The sequence below is a fragment of the Crenobacter luteus genome (genome assembly GCF_004345725.1).
In the GTDB taxonomy this organism is placed as follows: Bacteria; Pseudomonadota; Gammaproteobacteria; order Burkholderiales; family Chromobacteriaceae; genus Crenobacter; species Crenobacter luteus.
Genome location: NZ_SLXG01000021.1, coordinates 26,256 through 45,937, shown reverse-complemented (window position 1 = coordinate 45,937; position 19,682 = coordinate 26,256). Strand labels below are relative to the sequence as shown.

Here is a 19,682-nt window from a genome sequence, read left to right as displayed (position 1 = left end):
TACTGCACGTACGGCGAGTACAGCAGCCGCGGCGTCGCCAGCTCGCGACTGAGCACGCGCACGCGCGCCGCCTCGTCGAGCGCGCCGTATTCCTCGAGACCGGCGCGCGCGAACAGCTCGGCCACCACCCCGGCGTGGATCGCCGCGTGCTGGCGCAAATCGACCGGCATCAGGTAGAAGCCGAACACGTCGACCGCGCGCATCAGCCGGCCGAGCCGGCCCTCGGCCAGCAGGCCGCTGCCGTGCGCGGCCAGCGACGCCGCCAGCAGCGACAGGTCGGCGAGGAAGGCGCGCTGGTCGGCGTACGGCTCGGCGGCCGGGTAGCGGCCGGACAGCGGCAGGCCGAGCGCGCGCGCGCTGCCGGCCAGCCGCGCCTCGATGGTCGCCAGCGCCAGCCGGTACGGCTCCTCGCGGCGGCTCTCGGCCACGTCCGGCGACGCCTCGGCCAACCTTTGCACGCCGTCGCTGACCGCGACGCGGCGCGCCGACAGCGACAGCTCGCGGTACAGCCCGGCCAGCTCGCCGAAGTAGTGGCCGAACGCCACCTCGGCCTGGCGCGTGAACGCGGCGCGCAGCACCGTGGCGTCGACGTTGGGGTTGCCGTCGCGGTCGCCGCCGATCCAGCTGCCGACGCGCAGGAAGGACGGCAGCGCGACCTTCTCGCCGTAGACCGCCTCGATGCGCCGCTCGAGCTGCTGGTAGAGGCGCGGCAGCGCGGTGAAGAAGGTCAGGCCGTGGTAGGCGACGCCGTTCTCGATCTCGTCGCGCACCGTCAGCTTGAAATGGCGGATCTCGGAGGTCTGCCACAGCCGCAGCAGCACGCGCTTGAGGCGGTCGGACAGCTCGGCCTCCTCGTCGCGCGTCAGGTCGGCGCGCTGCAGGTGCGACAACGCGCGGCGCACCGCGCGCTGCGCGTCGAGCACGCTCTGGCGCTGCACCTCGGTCGGGTGCGCGGTCAGCACCGGCGCGACCTCGAACCCGGCGAAGGCCGACTTCAGGCGGTCCAGGCCGACGCCGTCCTGCCGGAGCCGGATCAGCACCCGCTCGACGCTCCCGCGGCCGGGCGCCGCGCCGGCGCGACGCCCGGCGCGCGCCAGCCGCGTGGCGTGCAGGTCTTCGGCGATATTGAACAGCTGGCTGTAAAAGCCGCAGGCGCGCACCAGCGTGCCGACCGTCTCCGGCTCGAACCCGGCCGGCGCCGCGTCGGCGCCGTCGGACGCGATGGGAATCTCGCGCAGACGGCGGCACAGCGACTCGCCCTCCTCCTCGCTAAGCACCTCCTCGAGCAAGGCGTCCAGACGGGCGACGTCGCTCCTGAACGGCGCGTCGCGATCGTGTTCTTCGGCTTCCGGCATCATTGGGCTTTCCCTTCGTCGATGTGATTGTTGTCGTTCGCCCGGCCCACGCACGGGCGGCGGCGTCACGCGCCGCAAAAAGTAGTTTTACTACCAACTCAATCGTCAAAACAAGGACACATCGCGCTTTTATCAAAAAAACGCCGAAAAACCATGACAAAAGCCGTCACAAAGACACCATAAATTTAGTAGTTTTACTACAACATACCGCGATAAAAAACCAAGCCGCCCACGCGGGGCGGCTTGTCGGCGGGCCTTGCCGGCGCCACGACTCAGCGGCGCAGCTCCTGCGCGCTGTCGCGCCGGTAGGCGTCCTCGGCCTCGCGCAGGCAAAGCTCGCGCTGGTAGCGGCTCATATTGTTGCAGTCGAGCTTGGCGGCGACATACCGCTCGGCCGCCGAACTGGCGCGCGGCTCCCCGCCGGCGAACGCGCCCGCCGCCAGCGCCATGCCGACGACCAGCCACCACGACGAACGACCCATGGCGACTCCTTCCGTTTCACGCTGATTCCGACCGTCGCGGCCGGCAGACCGGCCCGCGACCCCGCGACACGCGGCGACGTAACCGTCGCTCTCGCTTGCGACATAGGCATCCTCCTTGGCAACGGGCTCCGCCCGGACGGGGCGGGTCAACCCTATTGGCCCACTATAGAGAACGCCGCGCGGCCGCGCAGGGCGACGCGAAAAGACGGGGCGGCGGATGGCCCCGCGCGCTCGCCGCGTCAAAGCGCGCGCCGCTGCCGTACGGTGCCGACGAAATCGGCGCGCTCATGCCCCCTCTTCGCGAACGTCACCTCGCGGCCCTCGGCGGCGCTGACGCAGCCGGCCTCGATCACGCGCATCACCGCGATCGCCTCGTCGGCGCTCACCGGGTTGGCCGAGCCGGCGCGGATCGCGTCGCGCAGCGCCGCGTAATAGGCCGGATAGTCGCCGCGACGGGTCGGCACCGTTTCGTAGACCGGCGCGCCGTCCCGCCAGCGGGTCAGCGTGCCGTGGCGCGCGTCGCGGCCCCAGTCGGCGCCGCCGGGCGCGCGGCCGGCCTTGAGCGCGGCCTCCTGCCCGTCGAGCCCGTGCTTGACGAAGCTCGCGTCGCTGCCGTGCACCGCGAAGCGCGCGCCCGGCTCGGCCATCAAGGCGCTGGCCGACAGCACCACCTGCAGCCGCGGGTAGCGCAACAGCGCGCGAAAGGCGTCGTCGACCTTTGCGCCGTCGCGCACCGTCTCGCGCGACAGGAACACGCCGTCGGGCGGGCCGAAGAGCTGCAGCGCCTGGTCGATGAGGTGCGGGCCGAGGTCGTACCACAGCCCGGTGCCGGCGCTGTCGGCGCTCTCGCGCCAGCGCACCGGCACCTGCGGGCGATAGCGGTCGAAGCGCGATTCGAAGGCGACGACGCGGCCGAGCCGGCCGGCGTCGATCAGCGCCTTCACCGTCAGGAAGTCGGCGTCCCAGCGGCGGTTGTGGAACACCGACAGCACCCGGCCGGCTTGTCGCGCGGCCTCGGCCAAGGTTTCGGCCTCGGCGACGGTGACGGTGAACGGCTTGTCGACGACGACGTGCTTGCCGGCTGCCAGCGCCGCCAGCGCGAGCGGAAAGTGGCTGTCGTTCGGCGTCGGGATCACGACGAGCTCGACGTCGTCGCGCGCCATCAGCGCCTCGGCCGAGGACTCGACGGCGAGGCCGGGAAAGTCGGCGTGCACCTTCGCGGCGTCGCGACTGCTGGCGGCGACGAGTTCGAGCCCCTCGGTCGCGGCGATCAAGGGCGCGTGGAAGGTCTTGGCCGAGGCGCCGTAGCCGACGAGGCCGACGCGGACGGGTTCCTGCATGGTCTTCCTTTCAGGACGAAAAAGCCCCGCTAAGCGGGGCCGTTGATACGGAGCGGTTTCAGCGCTTGGCCGCGGCCGGCGCCGGCGCGGCGCCGTAGTCCGGGTTATGGCCACGGGCACCGTAGTAGACGATGTACAGGTAGCAGAGCAGCGGGACGGCGAACGAGTACAGGAGGCCGATGCGGTCGGCGAAGAAGGCCTGCACCAAGGGCACCAGCGCGCCGCCGACGATCGCCATGCACAAGACACCCGAGCCTTCGCTGGTGAATTTGCCCAGGCCCTCGAGCGCCAGCGAGAAGATGGTCGGGAACATGATCGAGTTAAAGAGGCCGATCGCGATCAGCGCCCACATCGCCGCCTTGCCGCCGGCGCCCATCGCCAGCGCGATCAGCGCGGCGTTCATCAGCGCGTTGAAGGCGAGCATGTGGCCCGGCCGGATCCAGCGCATCAGCACGCCGCCGATGAAGCGGCCGATCATCGCGCCGGTCCAGTAGATCGCCAGGTACTTGCCGGCGGCCTCGGACGTGAGGCCGGCGATCTCGGGCTGCTCCATCAGGCTGACGAGGAAGCTGCCGATCGACACCTCGGCGCCGACGTAGACGAAGATACCGAGCGCGCCGAGCACCAGGTGGCGGTAGCCCCACACGCTGTCGTGCGGCTGCGCGAGCGGCCGCTCGGGCTGCGCCTCGGCGGCGCCAGCGGCCGAATCCCTGATCGCCGGCAGCTTGAGCAGCGCGAACACGACGGCGATCGTGAACAACACACCGGCGAGGATCAGGTAAGGCGTCTGCACCGACGCGGCCTCGTTCGCGGTGTAGGCGGCCAGCTGCTCGGGCGACAGCGCCTTCATCTCGTCGGCCGACTTGATCGCCACCGACAGGATCAGCACCGAGCCGAGCAAGGGGCCGACCGCGGTGCCCAGCGAGTTGAACGCCTGCGTCAGGTTCAGGCGGCTCGACGCGGTCTCGGGTTGGCCGAGCAGCGTCACGTAGGGGTTGGCCGCGACCTGCAGCAGCGTGATGCCCGAGGCGAGGATGAACAGCGCGGCCAGGAAGAAGGGATAGGAGCGCACGCTCGCCGCCGGGTAGAACAACAGGCAGCCGACGCCGGCGACGACGAGGCCGATCACGATGCCCTGCTTGTAGCCGACCTTCTCGACCAGGTAGCCCGACGGGAAGGACATCACGAAGTAGGCGGTGAAGAAGCTGAACTGGATCAGCGCCGCCTGGACGAAGCTGAGGTCGAAGATCGCCTTCATGTGCGGGATCAGGATGTCGTTCAGCGAGGTGATCAGCCCCCACATGAAGAACAGCGAGGTCAGCACCGCCAGGGGCTGGGTATAGTTTTGACTTGCCATCTGCTTGGACATGTTTCTCTCCGTGCAATCGGAACGGCCTGTGGTTTTGTAATGCGGCCGCCGCGGTGATCGGCGCGCGACGCGCGCCCCGGTTTCGGCGCCGCCCGCCTCAGGCGGCGCGGCCCTGTCTGGCGACGCCTTCCATCGCCGCCGCGACTTCGGCCGCGTCGCCCAGGTAGTAGCGCGCGGTCGGTTTCAGATCGGTGTCGAGCTCGTACACCAGCGGCACACCGGTCGGGATGTTGACGTCGACGATGGCCTCGTCGGACAGCCCGTCGAGGTACTTGACCAGCGCGCGCAGGCTGTTGCCGTGCGCGACGATCAGCGTGCTCTTGCCGGCGCGGATCGTCGGCACGATGGCCTCGTGCCAGTACGGCAGGAAGCGCTCGACGGTGTCCTTCAGGCATTCGGCGCGCGGGAACTCGGCCGGCGCCAGATCGGCGTAGCGCGGATCGTCGAGCCCGAGGCGCGCGTCGCCGTCCTCGAGCGGCGGCGGCGGCACGTCGTAGGAGCGGCGCCAGGCGGTGACCTGTTCCTCGCCGAATTCGGCGGCGGTTTCGGCCTTGTTCAGCCCCTGCAGCGCGCCGTAGTGGCGTTCGTTCAGACGCCAGCTGTGCTCGACCGGAATCCACTCGCGCTCGAGCTCCTCCTGCACCAGCCACAGCGTGTGGATGGCGCGCTTGAGCATCGAGGTGTAGGCGATGTCGAAGGCGAAGCCGGCCTCGCGCAACTGGCGGCCGGCGCGGCGCGCCTCGGCGCGGCCGCGTTCGGTCAAGGCGACGTCGGTCCAGCCGGTGAAGCGGTTCTCGAGGTTCCAGACCGATTCGCCGTGACGCAGCAAAACGAGTTTGTACATGATGCAAAGCCCCTGCCCCGGCGCGGATCGGGTCGATCGGCCGCGGCGTGATGATCGTGCGTGTTCCCGATGAAAAAAGCGGCCGCCCGCGAACGGGCGGCCCAACTCAGGTGCTCACAGAATGAAACGGGTGTTGATGAAGTTGCTCTCGTTCGACTGCACGATCGCGTCCAGGAGCTTCTTGCTCGCGTCGGTTTCCTTGGTCGCCACCATCGAGCGGATCGAGAAGGCGCGCAGCGCGTCGTGCACCGACAGCGTGCCCTCGGCCGAGTCCTTGCGGCCGGCGAACGGGAACACGTCCGGACCGCGCTGGCACTGGCAGTTGAGGTTGACGCGGCACACCTGGTTGACGAGCGGGTCGACCAGCGCGGCGATCTGGTGCGGGTCGGAGCCGAACAGGCTGACCTGCTGGCCGTAGTCGGAGCTGATCACGTAGTCGAGCGCGTCCTCGATGTCCTCGAACGGCGCGACCGGCACCACCGGGCCGAACTGCTCCTCGCGGTAGAGCTTCATGCCTTCGCTGACCGGGAACACCACGGCGGGCTTGAACAGCGTCTGGGCCACCTCGCCGCCGCCCTCGTTGATCACGCGCGCGCCACGGGCCTTGGCGTCTTCGATGCATTCGGTCAGATACGCGCACTTTTCGGTGTCCGGGAGCGGCGTGATCATCACGCCCTTCTCCCACGGCATGCCGATCTTCAGCGCGTTGACCGCCTCGGAGAAACGGCGCAGGAATGCTTCGGCGATCGACTGGTGCACCAGGATCATCTTGATCGCGGTGCAGCGCTGGCCGTTGAACGACAGGCTGCCTGCGATGCATTCCTTCACGGCCAGGTCGAGGTCGGCGTCCGGCAGGATGATCGCGGCGTTCTTGGCGTCGAGGCCGAGCACCGCGCGCAGGCGGTTGGACTTCGGGTGCGCCTTTTTCAGCTGGTCGGCGACGCGGCTGGAGCCGATCAGCGCCAGCACGTTGATCTTGCCGCTGCCCATCAGGTAGGGCACCAGCTCCGAGCCCTTGCCGTAGATCGTGTTGACCACGCCGGCCGGGAAGGCGCTGCGGAAGGCTTCGAGCATCGGGTAGTACAAGAGCGCGCCGAACTTCGGCGGCTTGATCACCACCACGTTGCCCATGATCAGGGCCGGGATCAGCGTGGTGAAGGTTTCGTTCAGCGGGTAGTTGTACGGGCCCAGGCACAGCGTGACGCCCAGCGGCGAGCGGCGGATCTGGCCGATGGTGCCGTCGACGATCTGGAAGCGCGAGTTGTCGTTGTCGAGCTTCTTGAGCGCGTCGATGGTGTCCTTGATGTAGACGATGGTGCGGTCGAATTCCTTCTCGGAATCCGGCAGGCTCTTGCCGATCTCCCACATCAGGAGGTTCACGATCTCGCTGCGCTTGGCGAGGATCTGGCGGGTGAAATCCTCGACGCAGGCGATGCGCTGGGCGACCGACATGGTCGGCCATTCGCCGCGACCGTTGTCGTAGGCGGCCACCGCGGCGTCGAGCGCCTCGTCGGCCTCGGCCTTGCCGGTCACCGGCAGGCTGCCGATCTCGACGCGCTCGAGTGCGCCGTCGCCACCCTGGGTGAGCATCGGCGAGTAGACCGGGCGGGTCTCGCCGTTCCAGATCTTGAGCTGGCCGTTCACCAGCAGGCTTTTCTGGTGCAGCGGCGCGAGAATCTGGCGTTCGCCGGGAATGTCGCTGTAGCGCGGAAACAGCGCCTTGAGCGCGTCGTTGGTTTTCATCCTTGCAGTCCTTTGTGTGATCCCGTCATTGCGATGACTGTTCTGGTTGCTATCAGTGGGCGGCCGAGAGCGGGCCGGCCTCGAGCCGGACGCCCTCGCGGTCGAGGATCTCGCCGCCCCGGGTGACTTCGGTATCGATTACATCCCGCGTCGCGCTAAGGACGCGGAAACGCAGCCGGCCGCCGTCGACCAGCAGCGCATCGCCCGGACGCGCCGCCTCGAACAGTTCGGGGTGCGGCAACGCGACGCGGGTCGCGTCGCCCTGGGCAGGGTTGCGGTCGAAACGGAAGCGCGCGCCGGCGACGAGGTCGGCGAAACCGTCGCCGAACTTCCAGACGCGCGGCGCCGGGGCCGGCTCGCGGCGGTCGAAGGCGGCGGACGGGGAAGCGCAGTGTTTGAGCATGGGGGTGTCCTCTATTTCTTCGTGACCCGCGGCGGTGCTCAGCGCGCCAGCGCGCTCGCCTCGCGGGCCAGACGGGTGATGGTCGCCCAGTCGCGCGCGTCGACGGCCGCCTCGGGCGTCAGCCACGAGCCGCCGACGCACATCACGTTCGGCAGCGCGAGATACTCGGGCGCGTTGGCCAGGTTGATGCCGCCGGTCGGGCAGAATTTCAGCTGCGGCAGCGGGCCGGCCAGCGCCTTCAGAAGCGCGCGGCCACCGACCGCCTCGGCCGGGAACAGCTTCTGCACCGAAAAGCCCTGCTCGGCCGCCCACATCGCCTCGCTCGGCGTCGCCACGCCGGGCAGGAAGGGCACGTCGATATCGCGCGCGGCGGCGGCGAGGTCGGGCGTCAGCCCCGGGCTGATCGCGAAGCGCGCGCCGGCCGCAAGCGAAGCCTCGAGCTGGGCCGGCGTCAGCACCGTGCCGACGCCGACGATGGCGTCGGGCACCTCGGCGCCGATCGCGCGGATCGCGTCGAGCGCGGCGTCCGAGCGCAGCGTCACCTCGAGCGAGCGGATGCCGCCCTCGACCAGCGCGCGCGCCAGATCGACCGCCGTGTCCAGTTCCTTGATCACGATTACCGGCATCACCGGGCTTTGCTGCAACAAGGTCAGTGCGTCCATCTGTGTCTTACTCCTGCCAATCGGGAAGTCGGAACGAACCGGCGCCAGCCTCGGCGGCGTCGGCGTTGAGGCGGAAAACCGAGAAGAGCTCGCGGCCCACGCCGTGCTGGTTGGCCGAGAGGTCGGCCACCGCCACCTCGCGCGCCGCCCAGTCGGCCTCCGGCACGAGCACGGCCAGCTCGCCGGTCTCGGCGTTCACGCGCACGAGGTCGCCGTCGCGCACGCGGGCGATATCGCCGCCTGCGGCGGCCTCGGGGCTGACGTGGATCGCCGCCGGCACCTTGCCGGACGCGCCGGACATGCGGCCGTCGGTCACCAGCGCGACCTTGAAGCCCTGCTCCTGCAGCACCGACAGCGCCGGCGTCAGCTTGTGCAATTCGGGCATGCCGTTGGCGCGCGGGCCCTGGAAGCGGATCACCGCGACGAAGTCGCGTTCGAGCTCGCCGCGCTTGAAGGCGGCCAAGAGATCGTCCTGGTGGTCGAACACCAGCGCCGGCGCCTCGACGACGCGGTGCTCGGGCTTGACCGCCGAGACCTTGATCACGGCTCGGCCAACGTTGCCGGTCAGGAGCTTCAGGCCGCCGTCGGCGCTGAACGGGCGCGAGGCCGGGCGCAGCACGTCCTCGTCGAGCGAGGTCGCGCTCGCCTCGCGCCAGGCGAGCACGCCGTCGTCGAGGAAGGGCTCGCGGGTGTAGTGGCGCAGGCCGTCGCCGGCGGCGGTCTTGACGTCCTCGTGCAAGAGGCCGGCGTCCAGCAGCTCGCGGATCACGAAGCCCATGCCGCCGGCGGCGTGGAAGTGGTTCACGTCGGCCTTGCCGTTCGGGTAGACGCGCGCCAGCAGCGGTACGACGGCCGACAAGTCGGAGAAGTCGTCCCAGTTGATCTGGATGCCGGCCGAGCGCGCGATGGCGACCAGGTGCAGCGTGTGGTTGGTCGAGCCGCCGGTGGCGTGCAGGCCGACGATGGCGTTGACGATCGCCTTTTCGGAAATCACTTCGGCGACCGGCGTGAACGCCTGGCCCTGCGCCGAGATCGCGGCGGCGCGACGCGCGGCCTCGCGCGTCAGCGCCTCGCGCAGCGGCGTGTTCGGATGGACGAAGGCGGAGCCCGGCAGGTGCAGGCCCATGATCTCCATCAGCATCTGGTTCGAGTTGGCGGTGCCGTAGAAGGTGCAGGTGCCCGGGCCGTGGTAGGACTTCGACTCGGCTTCGAGCAGTTCCTCGCGGCCGATCTTGCCCTGCGCGAACAGCTGGCGGGTCTTGGCCTTCTCGTCGTTGGACATGCCGGTGGTCATCGGGCCGGCCGGCACGAACACCGCCGGCAGGTGGCCGAAGGTCAGCGCGCCGATCATCAGGCCCGGCACGATCTTGTCGCACACGCCTAGGTAGAGCGCGGCGTCGAACATCTGGTGCGAGAGCGCGACCGCGGTCGACATCGCGATCACGTCGCGGCTGAACAGCGAGAGTTCCATGCCGGCCTGGCCCTGGGTCACGCCGTCGCACATCGCCGGCACACCGCCGGCGAACTGCGCGGTGGCGCCGGCGTCGTGCGCCGCCTGCTTGATCCACGCCGGATAGGCCTCGAGCGGCTGGTGGGCCGACAGCATGTCGTTGTAGGCCGACACGATCGCGAGGTTGGGCTTGGCCACCTCCTTCAAGAGAATCTTGTCGCCGGCCGGCATCGCGGCGATGGCGTGCGCAAGATTGGTACAGCCGAGCTGGCTGCGCTCCACCTTCTGGCGGTAAGCCTGGCGGGTGCGGGCGAGGTAGGCGTCGCGGGTCGGGCGGCTGCGCTCGATGATGCGGGCCGTCACTTCGGCCAGAACGGGGTGAAGCGCCATGGCGGTCATCCTGTGGGTCGGGTTCGTCGTTGCGTCGAATAGTAGTTTTACTACAATCAAAACGCAACACGAAAACCGGATCTCGCCGCGCCACACCATCTCGAAAAGATATTTTTTATTTATTTATCAGTTATTTGCTTATTTTGTCCACGCGATAGTACTGGTAATCCCTCATAAAAAACGGTGGCTCCATCACGATTAGGCGCTGGTTCGTATTGCGTAATATAACTACAATCCGCTCACACCCCACACAACACTGGAAGATTTGGAGGAGTCCCATGGCGACCACGCCGGCTTTCGACATGGTGCTGTTCGGCGGCACCGGCGACCTGGTGATGCGCAAGCTGCTGCCCTCGCTCTATCAGGCGCACAAGGCCGAGCTGCTTCACCCCGAAGGGCGCATCGTCGCGCTCGGCCGCAGCGACATCGGCCGCGACGCCTACCTCGCGCAGATGGACGCGCAGGCCCGGCCGCACGTGAAGAACGATTTCGACGCGGCCGCCTGGGCCTCCTTCGTCGCACGCATCGACTTCCTGAAGCTCGACGCCGCCGACGCCGCCGACTTCGCGGCGCTGGCCGCGCACCTCGGCCAACGCTCCGGTCGCGTCACCGTCTGTTATCTGGCGACCGCGCCGCAGCTGTTCTCGACCCTCTGCGAGCAGCTGGCCGCGGTCGGCCTCAACCACCCGCAGGTGCGCGTGGTGCTCGAAAAGCCGCTCGGCCACGACCTGGCGTCGTCGAACGACATCAACGCCGCCGTCGCGCGCTTCTTCAATGAAGACCAGCTGTACCGGATCGACCACTACCTCGGCAAGGAATCGGTGCAGAACCTGATGGCGATCCGCTTCGGCAACGCGCTGTTCGAGCCGCTGTGGCGGCGCGAATGGGTCGACAACGTGCAGATCTCGATCGCCGAGGACCTCGGCGTCGAGGCGCGCGGCGACTTCTACGACAAGACCGGCGCCTTGCGCGACATGGTGCAAAACCACCTGCTGCAACTGTTGTGCATCGTCGCGATGGAGCCGCCGGCCAGCCTGACCGCCAACGAGATCCGCGACGAGAAACTGAAAGTGCTCAAGGCGCTCAAGCCGTTCAGCGCCGAGGACGTCGCCAACAAGACGGTGCGCGCGCAGTACAAGGCCGGCGCGGCCGGCGGCCGCCCGGTGGTCGGCTACCACGAGGAGGCGAACATCCCGGCCGACAGCCGCACCGAAACCTTCGTCGCGCTCAAGGCCGAGATCTCCAACTGGCGCTGGGCCGGCGTGCCCTTCTTCCTGCGCACCGGCAAGCGCATGGCCGAGCGCGTCGCCGAGATCGTGATCAACTTCCGCGACGTGCCGCACACGCTGTTCCCGAACCCGAGCGGCCAGTCCTTCGCCAACCGGCTGGTGATCCGCCTGCAGCCGGACGAGAGCATCCGCCTCTACTTCCTCGCCAAGGAACCGGGCGACGGCATGCGCCTGCAGCCGACCTATTTGAACCTCGACTTCCAGTCGATGTTCAAGGTGCGCCGCGCCGACGCCTACGAACGCCTGCTGCTCGACGTGATCCGCGGCGACCTGTCGCTGTTCATGCGCCGCGACGAGTTGGCCGAGGCCTGGCGCTGGGTCGAACCTATCCTGGAAACCTGGGCGACGAGCCCGGTGCCGCCCAAGAGCTACACCGCCGGCACCTGGGGCCCGGCGGCCTCCAGCGCCCTGCTCTCGCGCGACGGCGCCGCCTGGCACGAGGAAGTGTGAAATGTGGATTGCCTGCAAGAACGGCGACGAGCACGTCGCCCGGCTGGCCGAGGCCATCGTCGCCGGCCTGGGCCAGGCGCTGGCCGAGAAGGGCCGGGCGCGCCTCGCGGTGTCGGGCGGCAAGTCGCCGGTGCCGCTCTTTAAAACCTTGGCCGAGGCCGACCTTGACTGGTCGCGCGTGACCGTCACACTGGTCGACGAGCGCTTCGTGCCGGCCGACCACCCGGACAGCAACGAGCGTCTGGTGCGCGAGCACCTCTTGACCGGCCGTGCCGCCGCCGCGCGCTTCGCCGGCCTCGTCGCCGACCCGGCCGACCTCGAAGCCTCGGTCGCCGCCGCGAACCGGTCGTACCAGGCGATCGACGTCGTCGTGCTCGGCATGGGCGAGGACGGTCACACCGCCTCGCTGTTCCCCGCCGCGCCGGAACTGGCGGCCGGGCTCGACCCGGCCAACCCCAACGCCTACCTCGCGGTGACGCCGCCCGCGGCGCCGCACGCGCGCATCAGCCTGACGCTGGCGGCGCTGTTGTCGGCGGGACGGCTGATCCTCGCGATCGCCGGCGAGACCAAGAAACAGGTGTTCGAGGCCGCCTCGGCCAACCTTTCGGCCGCGCTGCCGATCAGCGCGCTCATCCACCAGACGAAAGTGCCCTTCGATGCTTACTGGACCCGCTGACTTCCCGCGCCTGATCGCCGACATCGGCGGCACCAACGCCCGCTTCGCGCTCGAGACCGCGCCCGGCGTGCTGGACAGGATCGAGGTGCTCGCCTGCGCCGACTACCCGACGATGGAAATGGCCATCCGCACCTACCTCGCCGACGCCGGCGAAGCGGCGGTGCGCCACGCGTCTATCGGCATCGCCAACCCGGTCACCGGCGACTGGGTGCAGATGACCAACCACCACTGGGCCTACTCGATCGAGGCGACCCGCCTCGCGCTCGGCCTCGACACCCTGCTCGTCATCAACGACTTCACCGCGCTGGCGCTGTCGCTGCCGCACCTGCCCGGGCACGAACTGGTGCGCGTCGGCGGCGGCGAGGCGCTGGCGGGCGCGCCGCTGGCCCTGCTCGGCGCCGGCACCGGGCTGGGCGTTTCCGGCCTCGTGCCGACGCCGGGCGGCGCGCCGGTCGCGCTGGCCGGCGAAGGCGGCCACGCCAGCTTCGCGCCCTTCGACGAGCGCGAGCTGGAGATCTGGCGCTTCGCGCGCGCGCGCTTCGGCCACGTGTCGATGGAGCGCATGCTGTCCGGCCCGGGCCTGAAGCTGATCTACGAGGCGCTGAGCCACATCGCCGGCGAAAGCTGGGAGCCGAAGACCGCGTCGCAGATCAGCGCCGAAGGCGTCGGCGGCGAATGCGTGCGCTGCCGCGAGGCGATCGACACGTTTACCGCTATACTCGGCACCGCCGCGGCCAACCTGGCGCTGACGCTGGGCGCGCGCGGCGGCGTGTACATCGGCGGCGGCATCGTGCCCAAGCTCGGCGACTATTTCGCCCGTTCGCCGTTCCGCGCCCGCTTCGAGGACAAGGGCCGCTTCTCGGCCTACCTCGCGGCGATCCCGGTTTACGTCATCACCAGCCCATGGCCGGCCCTGACAGGAGCGGCGGCCGCGCTGGCCGCACACCTGGACGGGTAATCCATGCTTGATCGCATCAAAAGCCAGCTCGACCTCTTCTCCTCGGCGGAACGGAAGGTGGCCGAGCTGGTGCTCTCGCAACCGAACGCCTTCATCCAGGCGGCGGTCGCCGACATCGCGCGCGACGCCGGCGTCAGCCAGCCGACGGTGATCCGCTTCTGCCGCTCGCTCGGCTGCGCGGGCCTGTCCGACTTCAAGCTCAAGCTTGCCGGCAGCCTCGTCAACGGCGTGCCCTACGTGCATTCGAGCGTCGGCCCCGAGGACCCGACCTCGGAACTGGCCGCCAAGGTGTTCGACAACACCGTCTCGGCGCTGATCAAGTGCCGCAACGAGGTCAACTCGGCCGCGCTCGACGACGCGATAGCCCTGCTCGCCCACGCGCGCCGCATCGAATTCTACGGGCTCGGCAACTCCGGCATCATCGCCGCCGACGCGCAGCACAAGTTCTTCCGCTTCGACATCCCCACCGTCGCCTACGCCGACAACCACGTCCAGGCGATGGCCGCCTCCTTGCTCGGCCCCGACGACGTGCTGGTCGCGATCTCGAACTCCGGCCGCACGATAGAACTCCTGGACGCGGTCGAGATCGCGCTGGCCGGCGGCTGCAAGGTGGTCGCGATCACCTCGTCGAATTCGCCGCTGTCCAAGCTCGCCACCGTCACGCTGTTGGCCGACACGCAGGAGGACAGCGAAACCTACAGCCCGATGATCTCGCGCATCGTCCACCTGGTACTGATCGACGTACTCGCCGTCGGCGTCGCGCTCAAGCGCGGCCCCGGGCTCGCGCGCACGCTGGAAAAGACCAAGCGCAGCCTCAAGGGCCGCCGGCGCAGCCTCGACGCCTGAGGCGCCCGCCTTCCCCGTCGGAAAAAGACTAGCGCCGCGCCGGCCACAGGGGCGGTGGATCGAGCGCCGGATCGGGCTGCGCGCCGTCCGGCAGCCCGGCTGCGTCGCCCGGCATCGCCCCGACGGCGCGTGAGCCGGCCTCGAGCCGCGCCAGATTGGCCAGGATGTCCACCCTGTCCGGCGCGATCCGGACCGCGCGGTAGAGCAACAGCCGCGCGCCTGCGGCGTCGCCGGCCTCGAGTAGCCGCAAGGCCAGCGCGTTGATGGCCGCCGGGTCGTGAGGCGTCTTCCAGTACTGCGCCCGGGCCTCTTCCAGCGACGCCGGCTCGGCCGCGGCGGTGGGCAAGGCCGCCAGCGCGGCCAGCAGCGAGCCGAGCACGCAGCAGGGAGGGAAGGTTTTCATGATGCGCGACCTCAAAAGCTCGAATACGGTTGCAGCGGCTCCGGCGGGAAGGGCAGCGGGCTGGCCGGCGGCGCAAAGCTGTAGCGCAGGTAGAGGCCGACGCGGCCGGGCTGGTAGAACTCGGAATAGTCGAGCTCGACGCGGCCACCCAGCACCCACTTGGGCGCCAACTGGTACTCGAAGAGGCCGCCGAGCGAGGCACCGCTGCCCCAGCCGGAGCTGCCGGCGTAGACCGGGTTGCCGGCCGCGCGCTGTCGCTCCGGATCGTTCGGGAAGAAGGGCGCATCCTTCTCACGCGAATTCGACACCGACACCGAGCCGCGCAGCACATAGCTCAGGCGCTCGCCGCGGCCGGCGTAGCTGACCGGCAGCGACAGCGAATTGTAGCGCTGCGGGCTGTAGTAACCGCCGTGACCGAGGGTGAATTCGGACAGGTTCTCCCGGAACCAGAAGTTGATGCTGTTCAGGCCGACCGTCATCCTTGCGGTGGGGGCGTCGACGACACGCCAGTAGATCCCCGCCATCGCCGTCAGCCGGTCGTTGTCCTTCACGTTCCGGCCGTCCAGCCAGTGATAGCCGAAGTTGGACCAGACCCCGAACGCGCCGCCACGGTCGTAACCCAGGCCGAAGGCGGCGCCGGTCGCGCGCACCCCGCCCCAGGTCTGGCCGCTGGCCGGATCGGTCGTGCCGGCGTAGGTCAGCACCGAGCTGGTCAGCGGGCGGCGCGACGCGTCGACGCTGTAATAGAGTTGTCCGAGATCGCCCGAGTAGCGGACACCGCCGACCACGTCCTCGACCGCGAAGCCGATCGGCGTGGTGCCGACGTCGGCACGCCAGCGGACGTTTTCGTAGCCGACGCCGAAGGCGACGCCGGTGGCGCGCTGCTCGCCGGCCCGCGCCGCGCAGGCGCGGCGGGCGGCCTCGTCGCCGCACAGCAGGATGGAGCCGAAGCGGTCGCGGCTGTAGCCGTCGTCGGGCGACAGCGTGCCGACCGACATCGTCACCGGCTCGGCCCTCAGGAAGACTCGCCCCTCGTCGCGCGCCGGGATGGTCACCACGAGCGGTGCCTGCGCCATCCGCAGCGAGGACTGACCGGCGGTACCCGACTTGCGTCCCGTCAGCTCGATCCCGGTCTGGACGCCGCCGGTACGGCGGTCGAGCAGCTCGGCGTAGGCCTCGTGCAGCGCGACGCGGTCGGCCGTCTCGGAGGCGACGGGAAGCAGCGGCCCTGCTCCGAGCGAGGGCAGCGCGTCTCCCGCGTCGGCCGCCACCGCCGCCCCACCCGGCAGCATGGACCACGGCCGACTCGCCAGCGGCACCTCGCCGAACGGCGTCGCAGCCGGCGCGGACGCCAGACCGTTGCGGTAGCGGCGCAGCGCGAGGTCGGGCAGGTTATCGCGGCGCGCCTGCCGTGCCGCGTAGGCCCACAGGCGCGGCGTCGGCGCGGCGGCCCCGGCCAGTCGGACGAGTGCGGCCCGCGCCGCGTCAGCCTCACCCATCGCCTCCAGCCTGTCGATGACGCGCAGCCGGAAGTCAACCGAACGCCCCGGCGCCTCGGCCAGCAACTGCTCGATGCCGGAGCGCGCGGCCTCGAGCCGACCGCTCAGGCGATCAAGGTCGACCCGCAGCAGTCGAACCTCATCGTCACCCGGCGCGCGACGTTGCGCCGCGTCCAGCCTGCTCGCCGCGTCGGGCCAGCGCGCCTGGGCGATATCGATCGCGGCAAGCTCGCGCAGCAGGCGCGCGTCGTTCGGCGCCTCGGCCAACGCCGTCTCCAGCACGACGCGCGCGCCGTCCTGGTCGCCGTCGCGGTACAACCGCTCAGCCTTGCGCGCGGCCAGCGCCGCCAGCAGGCCGGCCCGCGCCTCGGCGTCCTCCCGGGCCAGCCCCTCGGCCGGCAGCCGCGCCAGCAGTGCGCGCACCTCGTCGTCGCGGTCCATGTCGAGCAGCAGGTCGGCGTGGCGCAGCGTAGACGCCGGCGTCGGCTGGCTCGTGCTCAGCCGGGCCGACAGCGCAAGCGCACGCTCGGGACGGCCGAGCGCGAGCCAGCCGCGTGCCAACCCGGCCATCGCTTCCGCGTCGCCGGCCAGTTGTCGCTCGGCCTCGTCGAGACGCTGCCCGGCCCGCGCCGGCCGGCCAGCGGCGAGCTCGGCGCTGGCCAGACGCAGCGTTTCGCGCAGCCAGAGACGGCGCTGCAGGGCCTGCATGCCGTCGCTTCGCTGTACGGGTGCGACGCGCTGCAGCGCGTCCAGCGCCGCCCTGTCCTGCCCAATCCGGGCACCGAACAGCGCGTAGGCGTAGAGCGCCTCGCCATCGGCACCGGGTGCGTCGGCCAGTTCGCGCAGCAGGCGCTCGCCGCGCACCGCCTCCCCGGCAGCGACGTGGGCGTTGGCCAGCGCAAAGCGGTGCCATGGGTCTTGCGGCTCTGCCGCGACCGCGCGCTGCAGCGCGGCGATCGCCTCTTCGTGACGCCCGGCGGCGAGCAGCCGCTCGGCGCGCTCGCGCTCGACGCGCGCCTGCGCGGCGGCGTAGGCGCGGCCGAAAGCCTTGCGCCGCGCGGGCGCGAGGGACGAGAGCAGGCGCTCCGCCTCCTCCGCTCCACCAGCCGCCAGCGACAGCTCGACCAGACCCGCGAGCGCAGCGCCGCTGCCGGGATCCATCTTCAGCGCGGTCCGGTAGGCAGCGCTCGCTCCCGAGCGCTCGCCGCGCCGGGCCAGCAGCCGGCCCTCGGCGACCTTCAGGTCGACCGAGCGCGGTTTGATGCGGGCGGCCTCGGCCAACATCGCCCAAGCCTTGTCGAGTTCGCCGGCCGCCTCGGCGCGCTCGGCGAGCTGGAGCTGCCGCGCAAGGCGCGCATTAGCGATGCGCGCCTGCCACGCGGCCTTGTCGGAGTCCTTTGCTGCGGCCTGACGGTAAAGGTCGATCGCCTCGTCGTAGCGCCCCTGCTTCTCGCGCAGCCGGCCGTAGCCGCCGAGAACATCAGGCTCGCCGCCGTAGCGCGTGCGCGCCCGATCGAGCTTGGCCTCCGCCTCGGCCAGGCGGTTCTGGTCGAGCAGGGCTGCGGCGTCGAGCCGGGCTCGGTAGGCAGGATCGGCCAGCAGCGCGCGCAGCTTCGCCGCCTCTCCTTCGAGGGCAGCCAGATGGTCTTTGACCGCGTCGTCGTCCGGCACCTCGCGCAGATAGGCGACGAAAGCGCCACGCTGCATCGAGTCCAGCCTTTCCTGCAGCAACGCCCGGCGCCAGACACCCAGCGCCTGGCTGCGGCTGTCGGGATGGACGCTAAGGGTCTTGAGTTCGGCGAAGAGCTTCGCCGGAGCCGGCGGCTTGTCCAGGTACAGCTCGGCCAGCGCGAGCCGGTAGCGTCGGTTATCCGGAAAGTCGCGCACCAGCGCGGACAGGCCGGCGTGCGCGCGCGCCCAGCCGTTCCGCTCGCTGCGCGCAACCAGACGCCAGTACTCGAGCGCCATCTCGCCCTCGGGCGGCCGGCCGCGGTAGAGCGCGTCGAAGGCCGCGATCGCCGCGTCGACCTTGCCGCTGCGCGCCAGTGCGCGTGCGGCCAACAGGCGGGACTGGTCGGCGCCGGCCAGCAGGCGATGCTGCTGCTCGACGCGCGCGATGCCCTGGTGGCCGGGGTGAAGCCGCTTGAGCCGGGCAAGCGTCGCTGCTGCCTCCGCACGCCGCATGGTCCGCAACTGCAAAAGCGCGAGCTGGGCCAGACCATCCGGGTGGTCGGGTGCGATGCGCAGCAGCTTGTCTAGCGCCTGCTGTGCCAAGTCGTGGCGGTCCAGGCTCTGCCACCGCCGCGCCTGCGACAGCAGCGCTTCGGCCGGATCGACCGCGGCGTGGACGGCCGGCGCCGCCAGCGCGCCGAGGATCAGGAACGGGGCAAGGCGGGACATGCACTCTCCCAGCGCGGCCGGACTTCACCGTACCGGTTGAAGGCGTAGCGCTGCTGCTGCCAGCCTAGGCCGAACAACGACAGCACATGCTCGTAGTAGTTGCGCGGGCGCTCCGACAGCGGCTTGGCCGCCAGGCGGGTCAACTGTTCGTCGACGGCGTTCTTGCGCCCCAACGCGGAAAGGAAAGGCAGTAGCGCCACCGAAAAGCCCACCGGCCCGGCTTCACCGGCGTGGCCGCCGACGGTGTCGACCTCGACCGGCGGCGCGCCCCGCCTGTCGACCAGGTCCGCCATCGGCGCCAGCCGGCCGAGCAGGCGCGCGCGCGCCGGATGGTCAGGCGCCAGCATCCCGGCCCACAGGTAGACGCGGATGGCGTCGAAGCTGCCGACCGCCCGGGTTTTGGTGTCGGGGACAAAACCTTTTCCCGCCCGGTAGCCGGCCCAGTCGGGCGCGAAGCCCTTGGGCGCGCTGCCGACGATCAGCGCCTCGGAACTGGCCGCGAGCCGGCTCCACTTCGATGCGGGCAGCGCGCGGCCCATCCGGTCGACCAGTTGCAGGGGCACGTAGCTCGGATTAAGGCGCCACAGCGTCGGCTCGGGGTGAAAGCCCATCGGCGCCGGCAGCAGCGTCGGCCCAAGCCCCGGCAACTCGGCACTCTCCTCGCGCAGGATACGCTGGCCGAGGAGCTTGCCCAGCGCGGCGTAACGCGGCTCCTGCCACAGGCGGCCGGCCTCGATCAGGCTGTAGGCGATCCACAGGTCGGCATCGGAGGCGCTGTTGCCGTCTATCACCCCCCAGCTACCGTCGGCGTGCCGCCCCCACTGCCAGGCGGGCAGGCGCACGGTCAGGTCGCCACCGGCCAGATTGTCGCGGGTCCAGTCCAGGATGCGCGCGAACGCCTCCCGGTCGTTACCGACCAGCGCAAAGAACAGTCCGTACGACTGCCCTTCTGAGGTCGTCTGCATATTCTCCATGCTGCGGTCTATCACCCGGCCGCCATCGGACAGGAAGCGCTGCTTGAAGACGTTCCAGTCGGGCCAGTCGCCGCAGGGCGCAGCCCGAACCGCGCCGGCCAGCGATAGCGCCAGCGCGGCCAGCGCAAGCTTGTTCAGGCGTGTCATGA

General features: G+C 70.2%; 16 protein-coding genes. 4 read left to right on the top strand and 12 right to left on the bottom strand.

All coding sequences use genetic code 11. The features are described from left to right. The 9 genes from EV683_RS11865 to edd all read right to left on the bottom strand — a co-directional run. On the bottom strand, window positions 1–1,358 hold a 1,358-nt coding region (locus tag EV683_RS11865; RefSeq protein ID WP_243694756.1), incomplete at its 3' end, for a phosphoenolpyruvate carboxylase. Between the two features lie 269 nt (window positions 1,359–1,627). Beyond that, entirely contained in the window at window positions 1,628–1,837 is a 210-nt protein-coding gene (locus tag EV683_RS11860; protein WP_131862915.1) for a hypothetical protein, read from the bottom strand. A 239-nt stretch (window positions 1,838–2,076) separates the two neighbouring features. Beyond that, window positions 2,077–3,177 carry an oxidoreductase gene (locus EV683_RS11855; protein ID WP_131862914.1) on the bottom strand — a complete coding sequence of 367 codons (1,101 nt, stop codon included), beginning with the start codon at window positions 3,175–3,177 and terminating at the stop codon, window positions 2,077–2,079. Window positions 3,178–3,235: 58 nt separating this feature from the next. Next, window positions 3,236–4,546: an L-fucose:H+ symporter permease gene (gene fucP, locus EV683_RS11850; protein WP_131862913.1), complete on the bottom strand. Its 1,311-nt coding sequence runs from the start codon at window positions 4,544–4,546 to the stop codon at window positions 3,236–3,238. Between the two features lie 97 nt (window positions 4,547–4,643). Beyond that, window positions 4,644–5,390, bottom strand: a complete 747-nt coding sequence (gene gpmA / locus EV683_RS11845) for a 2,3-diphosphoglycerate-dependent phosphoglycerate mutase (protein ID WP_131862912.1) — start codon at window positions 5,388–5,390, stop codon at window positions 4,644–4,646. 114 nt (window positions 5,391–5,504) lie between these two features. Then, window positions 5,505–7,133 carry an NADP-dependent glyceraldehyde-3-phosphate dehydrogenase gene (locus EV683_RS11840; protein ID WP_131862911.1) on the bottom strand — a complete coding sequence of 543 codons (1,629 nt, stop codon included), beginning with the start codon at window positions 7,131–7,133 and terminating at the stop codon, window positions 5,505–5,507. 52 nt (window positions 7,134–7,185) lie between these two features. Continuing rightward, window positions 7,186–7,536 carry a pyruvate kinase gene (locus EV683_RS11835; protein WP_131862910.1) on the bottom strand — a complete coding sequence of 117 codons (351 nt, stop codon included), beginning with the start codon at window positions 7,534–7,536 and terminating at the stop codon, window positions 7,186–7,188. 38 nt (window positions 7,537–7,574) lie between these two features. Beyond that, complete coding sequence (locus EV683_RS11830) at window positions 7,575–8,198, bottom strand: bifunctional 4-hydroxy-2-oxoglutarate aldolase/2-dehydro-3-deoxy-phosphogluconate aldolase (RefSeq protein WP_131862909.1); 624 nt, start codon at window positions 8,196–8,198, stop codon at window positions 7,575–7,577. A 7-nt stretch (window positions 8,199–8,205) separates the two neighbouring features. Beyond that, window positions 8,206–10,047, bottom strand: a complete 1,842-nt coding sequence (gene edd, locus EV683_RS11825; RefSeq protein WP_424948509.1) for a phosphogluconate dehydratase — start codon at window positions 10,045–10,047, stop codon at window positions 8,206–8,208. 269 nt (window positions 10,048–10,316) lie between these two features. On the opposite strand from edd, the gene zwf reads away from it, so the two are divergent. The 4 genes from zwf to hexR are packed head-to-tail and all read left to right on the top strand — an operon-like array spanning window position 10,317 to window position 14,257. Continuing rightward, entirely contained in the window at window positions 10,317–11,777 is a 1,461-nt protein-coding gene (gene zwf, locus EV683_RS11820) for a glucose-6-phosphate dehydrogenase (protein ID WP_131862907.1), read from the top strand. A 1-nt stretch (window position 11,778) separates the two neighbouring features. Further along, window positions 11,779–12,453: a 6-phosphogluconolactonase gene (gene pgl, locus EV683_RS11815; protein WP_131862906.1), complete on the top strand. Its 675-nt coding sequence runs from the start codon at window positions 11,779–11,781 to the stop codon at window positions 12,451–12,453. Further along, the gene (locus tag EV683_RS11810) at window positions 12,434–13,411 is read left to right on the top strand and encodes a glucokinase (RefSeq protein ID WP_131862905.1); all 978 of its coding nucleotides are present in this window, start codon (window positions 12,434–12,436) and stop codon (window positions 13,409–13,411) included. The genes pgl and EV683_RS11810 overlap by 20 nt, the downstream gene beginning before the upstream one ends. A gap of 3 nt (window positions 13,412–13,414) precedes the next feature. Beyond that, on the top strand, window positions 13,415–14,257 hold the full coding sequence (hexR, locus tag EV683_RS11805) for a transcriptional regulator HexR (RefSeq protein ID WP_066613118.1): 843 nt from the start codon (window positions 13,415–13,417) through the stop codon (window positions 14,255–14,257). Window positions 14,258–14,285: 28 nt separating this feature from the next. Here hexR and EV683_RS11800 read toward each other — a convergent pair whose 3' ends face one another. Genes EV683_RS11800 through bcsZ form a run of 3 tightly spaced genes read right to left on the bottom strand, consistent with a single transcriptional unit; the run spans window position 14,286 to window position 19,680 of the window. Beyond that, window positions 14,286–14,660 carry a hypothetical protein gene (locus tag EV683_RS11800; protein ID WP_131862904.1) on the bottom strand — a complete coding sequence of 125 codons (375 nt, stop codon included), beginning with the start codon at window positions 14,658–14,660 and terminating at the stop codon, window positions 14,286–14,288. 11 nt (window positions 14,661–14,671) lie between these two features. Next, the gene (locus EV683_RS11795) at window positions 14,672–18,559 is read right to left on the bottom strand and encodes a cellulose synthase subunit BcsC-related outer membrane protein (protein ID WP_165916829.1); all 3,888 of its coding nucleotides are present in this window, start codon (window positions 18,557–18,559) and stop codon (window positions 14,672–14,674) included. After that, window positions 18,535–19,680: a cellulose synthase complex periplasmic endoglucanase BcsZ gene (gene bcsZ / locus EV683_RS11785; protein ID WP_131862901.1), complete on the bottom strand. Its 1,146-nt coding sequence runs from the start codon at window positions 19,678–19,680 to the stop codon at window positions 18,535–18,537. The genes EV683_RS11795 and bcsZ overlap by 25 nt, the downstream gene beginning before the upstream one ends. Window positions 19,681–19,682 lie beyond the last annotated feature (2 nt).

Bases quoted from the DNA above. Each gene is read 5' to 3' on its own strand.
- EV683_RS11860 (WP_131862915.1), bottom strand. From the start codon at position 1,837: ATGGGTCGTTCGTCGTGGTGGCTGGTCGTCGGCATGGCGCTGGCGGCG.
- EV683_RS11855 (WP_131862914.1), bottom strand. From the start codon at position 3,177: ATGCAGGAACCCGTCCGCGTCGGCCTCGTCGGCTACGGCGCCTCGGCC.
- fucP (WP_131862913.1), bottom strand. From the start codon at position 4,546: ATGTCCAAGCAGATGGCAAGTCAAAACTATACCCAGCCCCTGGCGGTG.
- gpmA (WP_131862912.1), bottom strand. From the start codon at position 5,390: ATGTACAAACTCGTTTTGCTGCGTCACGGCGAATCGGTCTGGAACCTC.
- EV683_RS11840 (WP_131862911.1), bottom strand. From the start codon at position 7,133: ATGAAAACCAACGACGCGCTCAAGGCGCTGTTTCCGCGCTACAGCGAC.
- EV683_RS11835 (WP_131862910.1), bottom strand. From the start codon at position 7,536: ATGCTCAAACACTGCGCTTCCCCGTCCGCCGCCTTCGACCGCCGCGAG.
- EV683_RS11830 (WP_131862909.1), bottom strand. From the start codon at position 8,198: ATGGACGCACTGACCTTGTTGCAGCAAAGCCCGGTGATGCCGGTAATC.
- edd (WP_424948509.1), bottom strand. From the start codon at position 10,047: ATGACCGCCATGGCGCTTCACCCCGTTCTGGCCGAAGTGACGGCCCGC.
- zwf (WP_131862907.1), top strand. From the start codon at position 10,317: ATGGCGACCACGCCGGCTTTCGACATGGTGCTGTTCGGCGGCACCGGC.
- pgl (WP_131862906.1), top strand. From the start codon at position 11,779: ATGTGGATTGCCTGCAAGAACGGCGACGAGCACGTCGCCCGGCTGGCC.
- EV683_RS11810 (WP_131862905.1), top strand. From the start codon at position 12,434: ATGCTTACTGGACCCGCTGACTTCCCGCGCCTGATCGCCGACATCGGC.
- hexR (WP_066613118.1), top strand. From the start codon at position 13,415: ATGCTTGATCGCATCAAAAGCCAGCTCGACCTCTTCTCCTCGGCGGAA.
- EV683_RS11800 (WP_131862904.1), bottom strand. From the start codon at position 14,660: ATGAAAACCTTCCCTCCCTGCTGCGTGCTCGGCTCGCTGCTGGCCGCG.
- EV683_RS11795 (WP_165916829.1), bottom strand. From the start codon at position 18,559: ATGTCCCGCCTTGCCCCGTTCCTGATCCTCGGCGCGCTGGCGGCGCCG.
- bcsZ (WP_131862901.1), bottom strand. From the start codon at position 19,680: ATGACACGCCTGAACAAGCTTGCGCTGGCCGCGCTGGCGCTATCGCTG.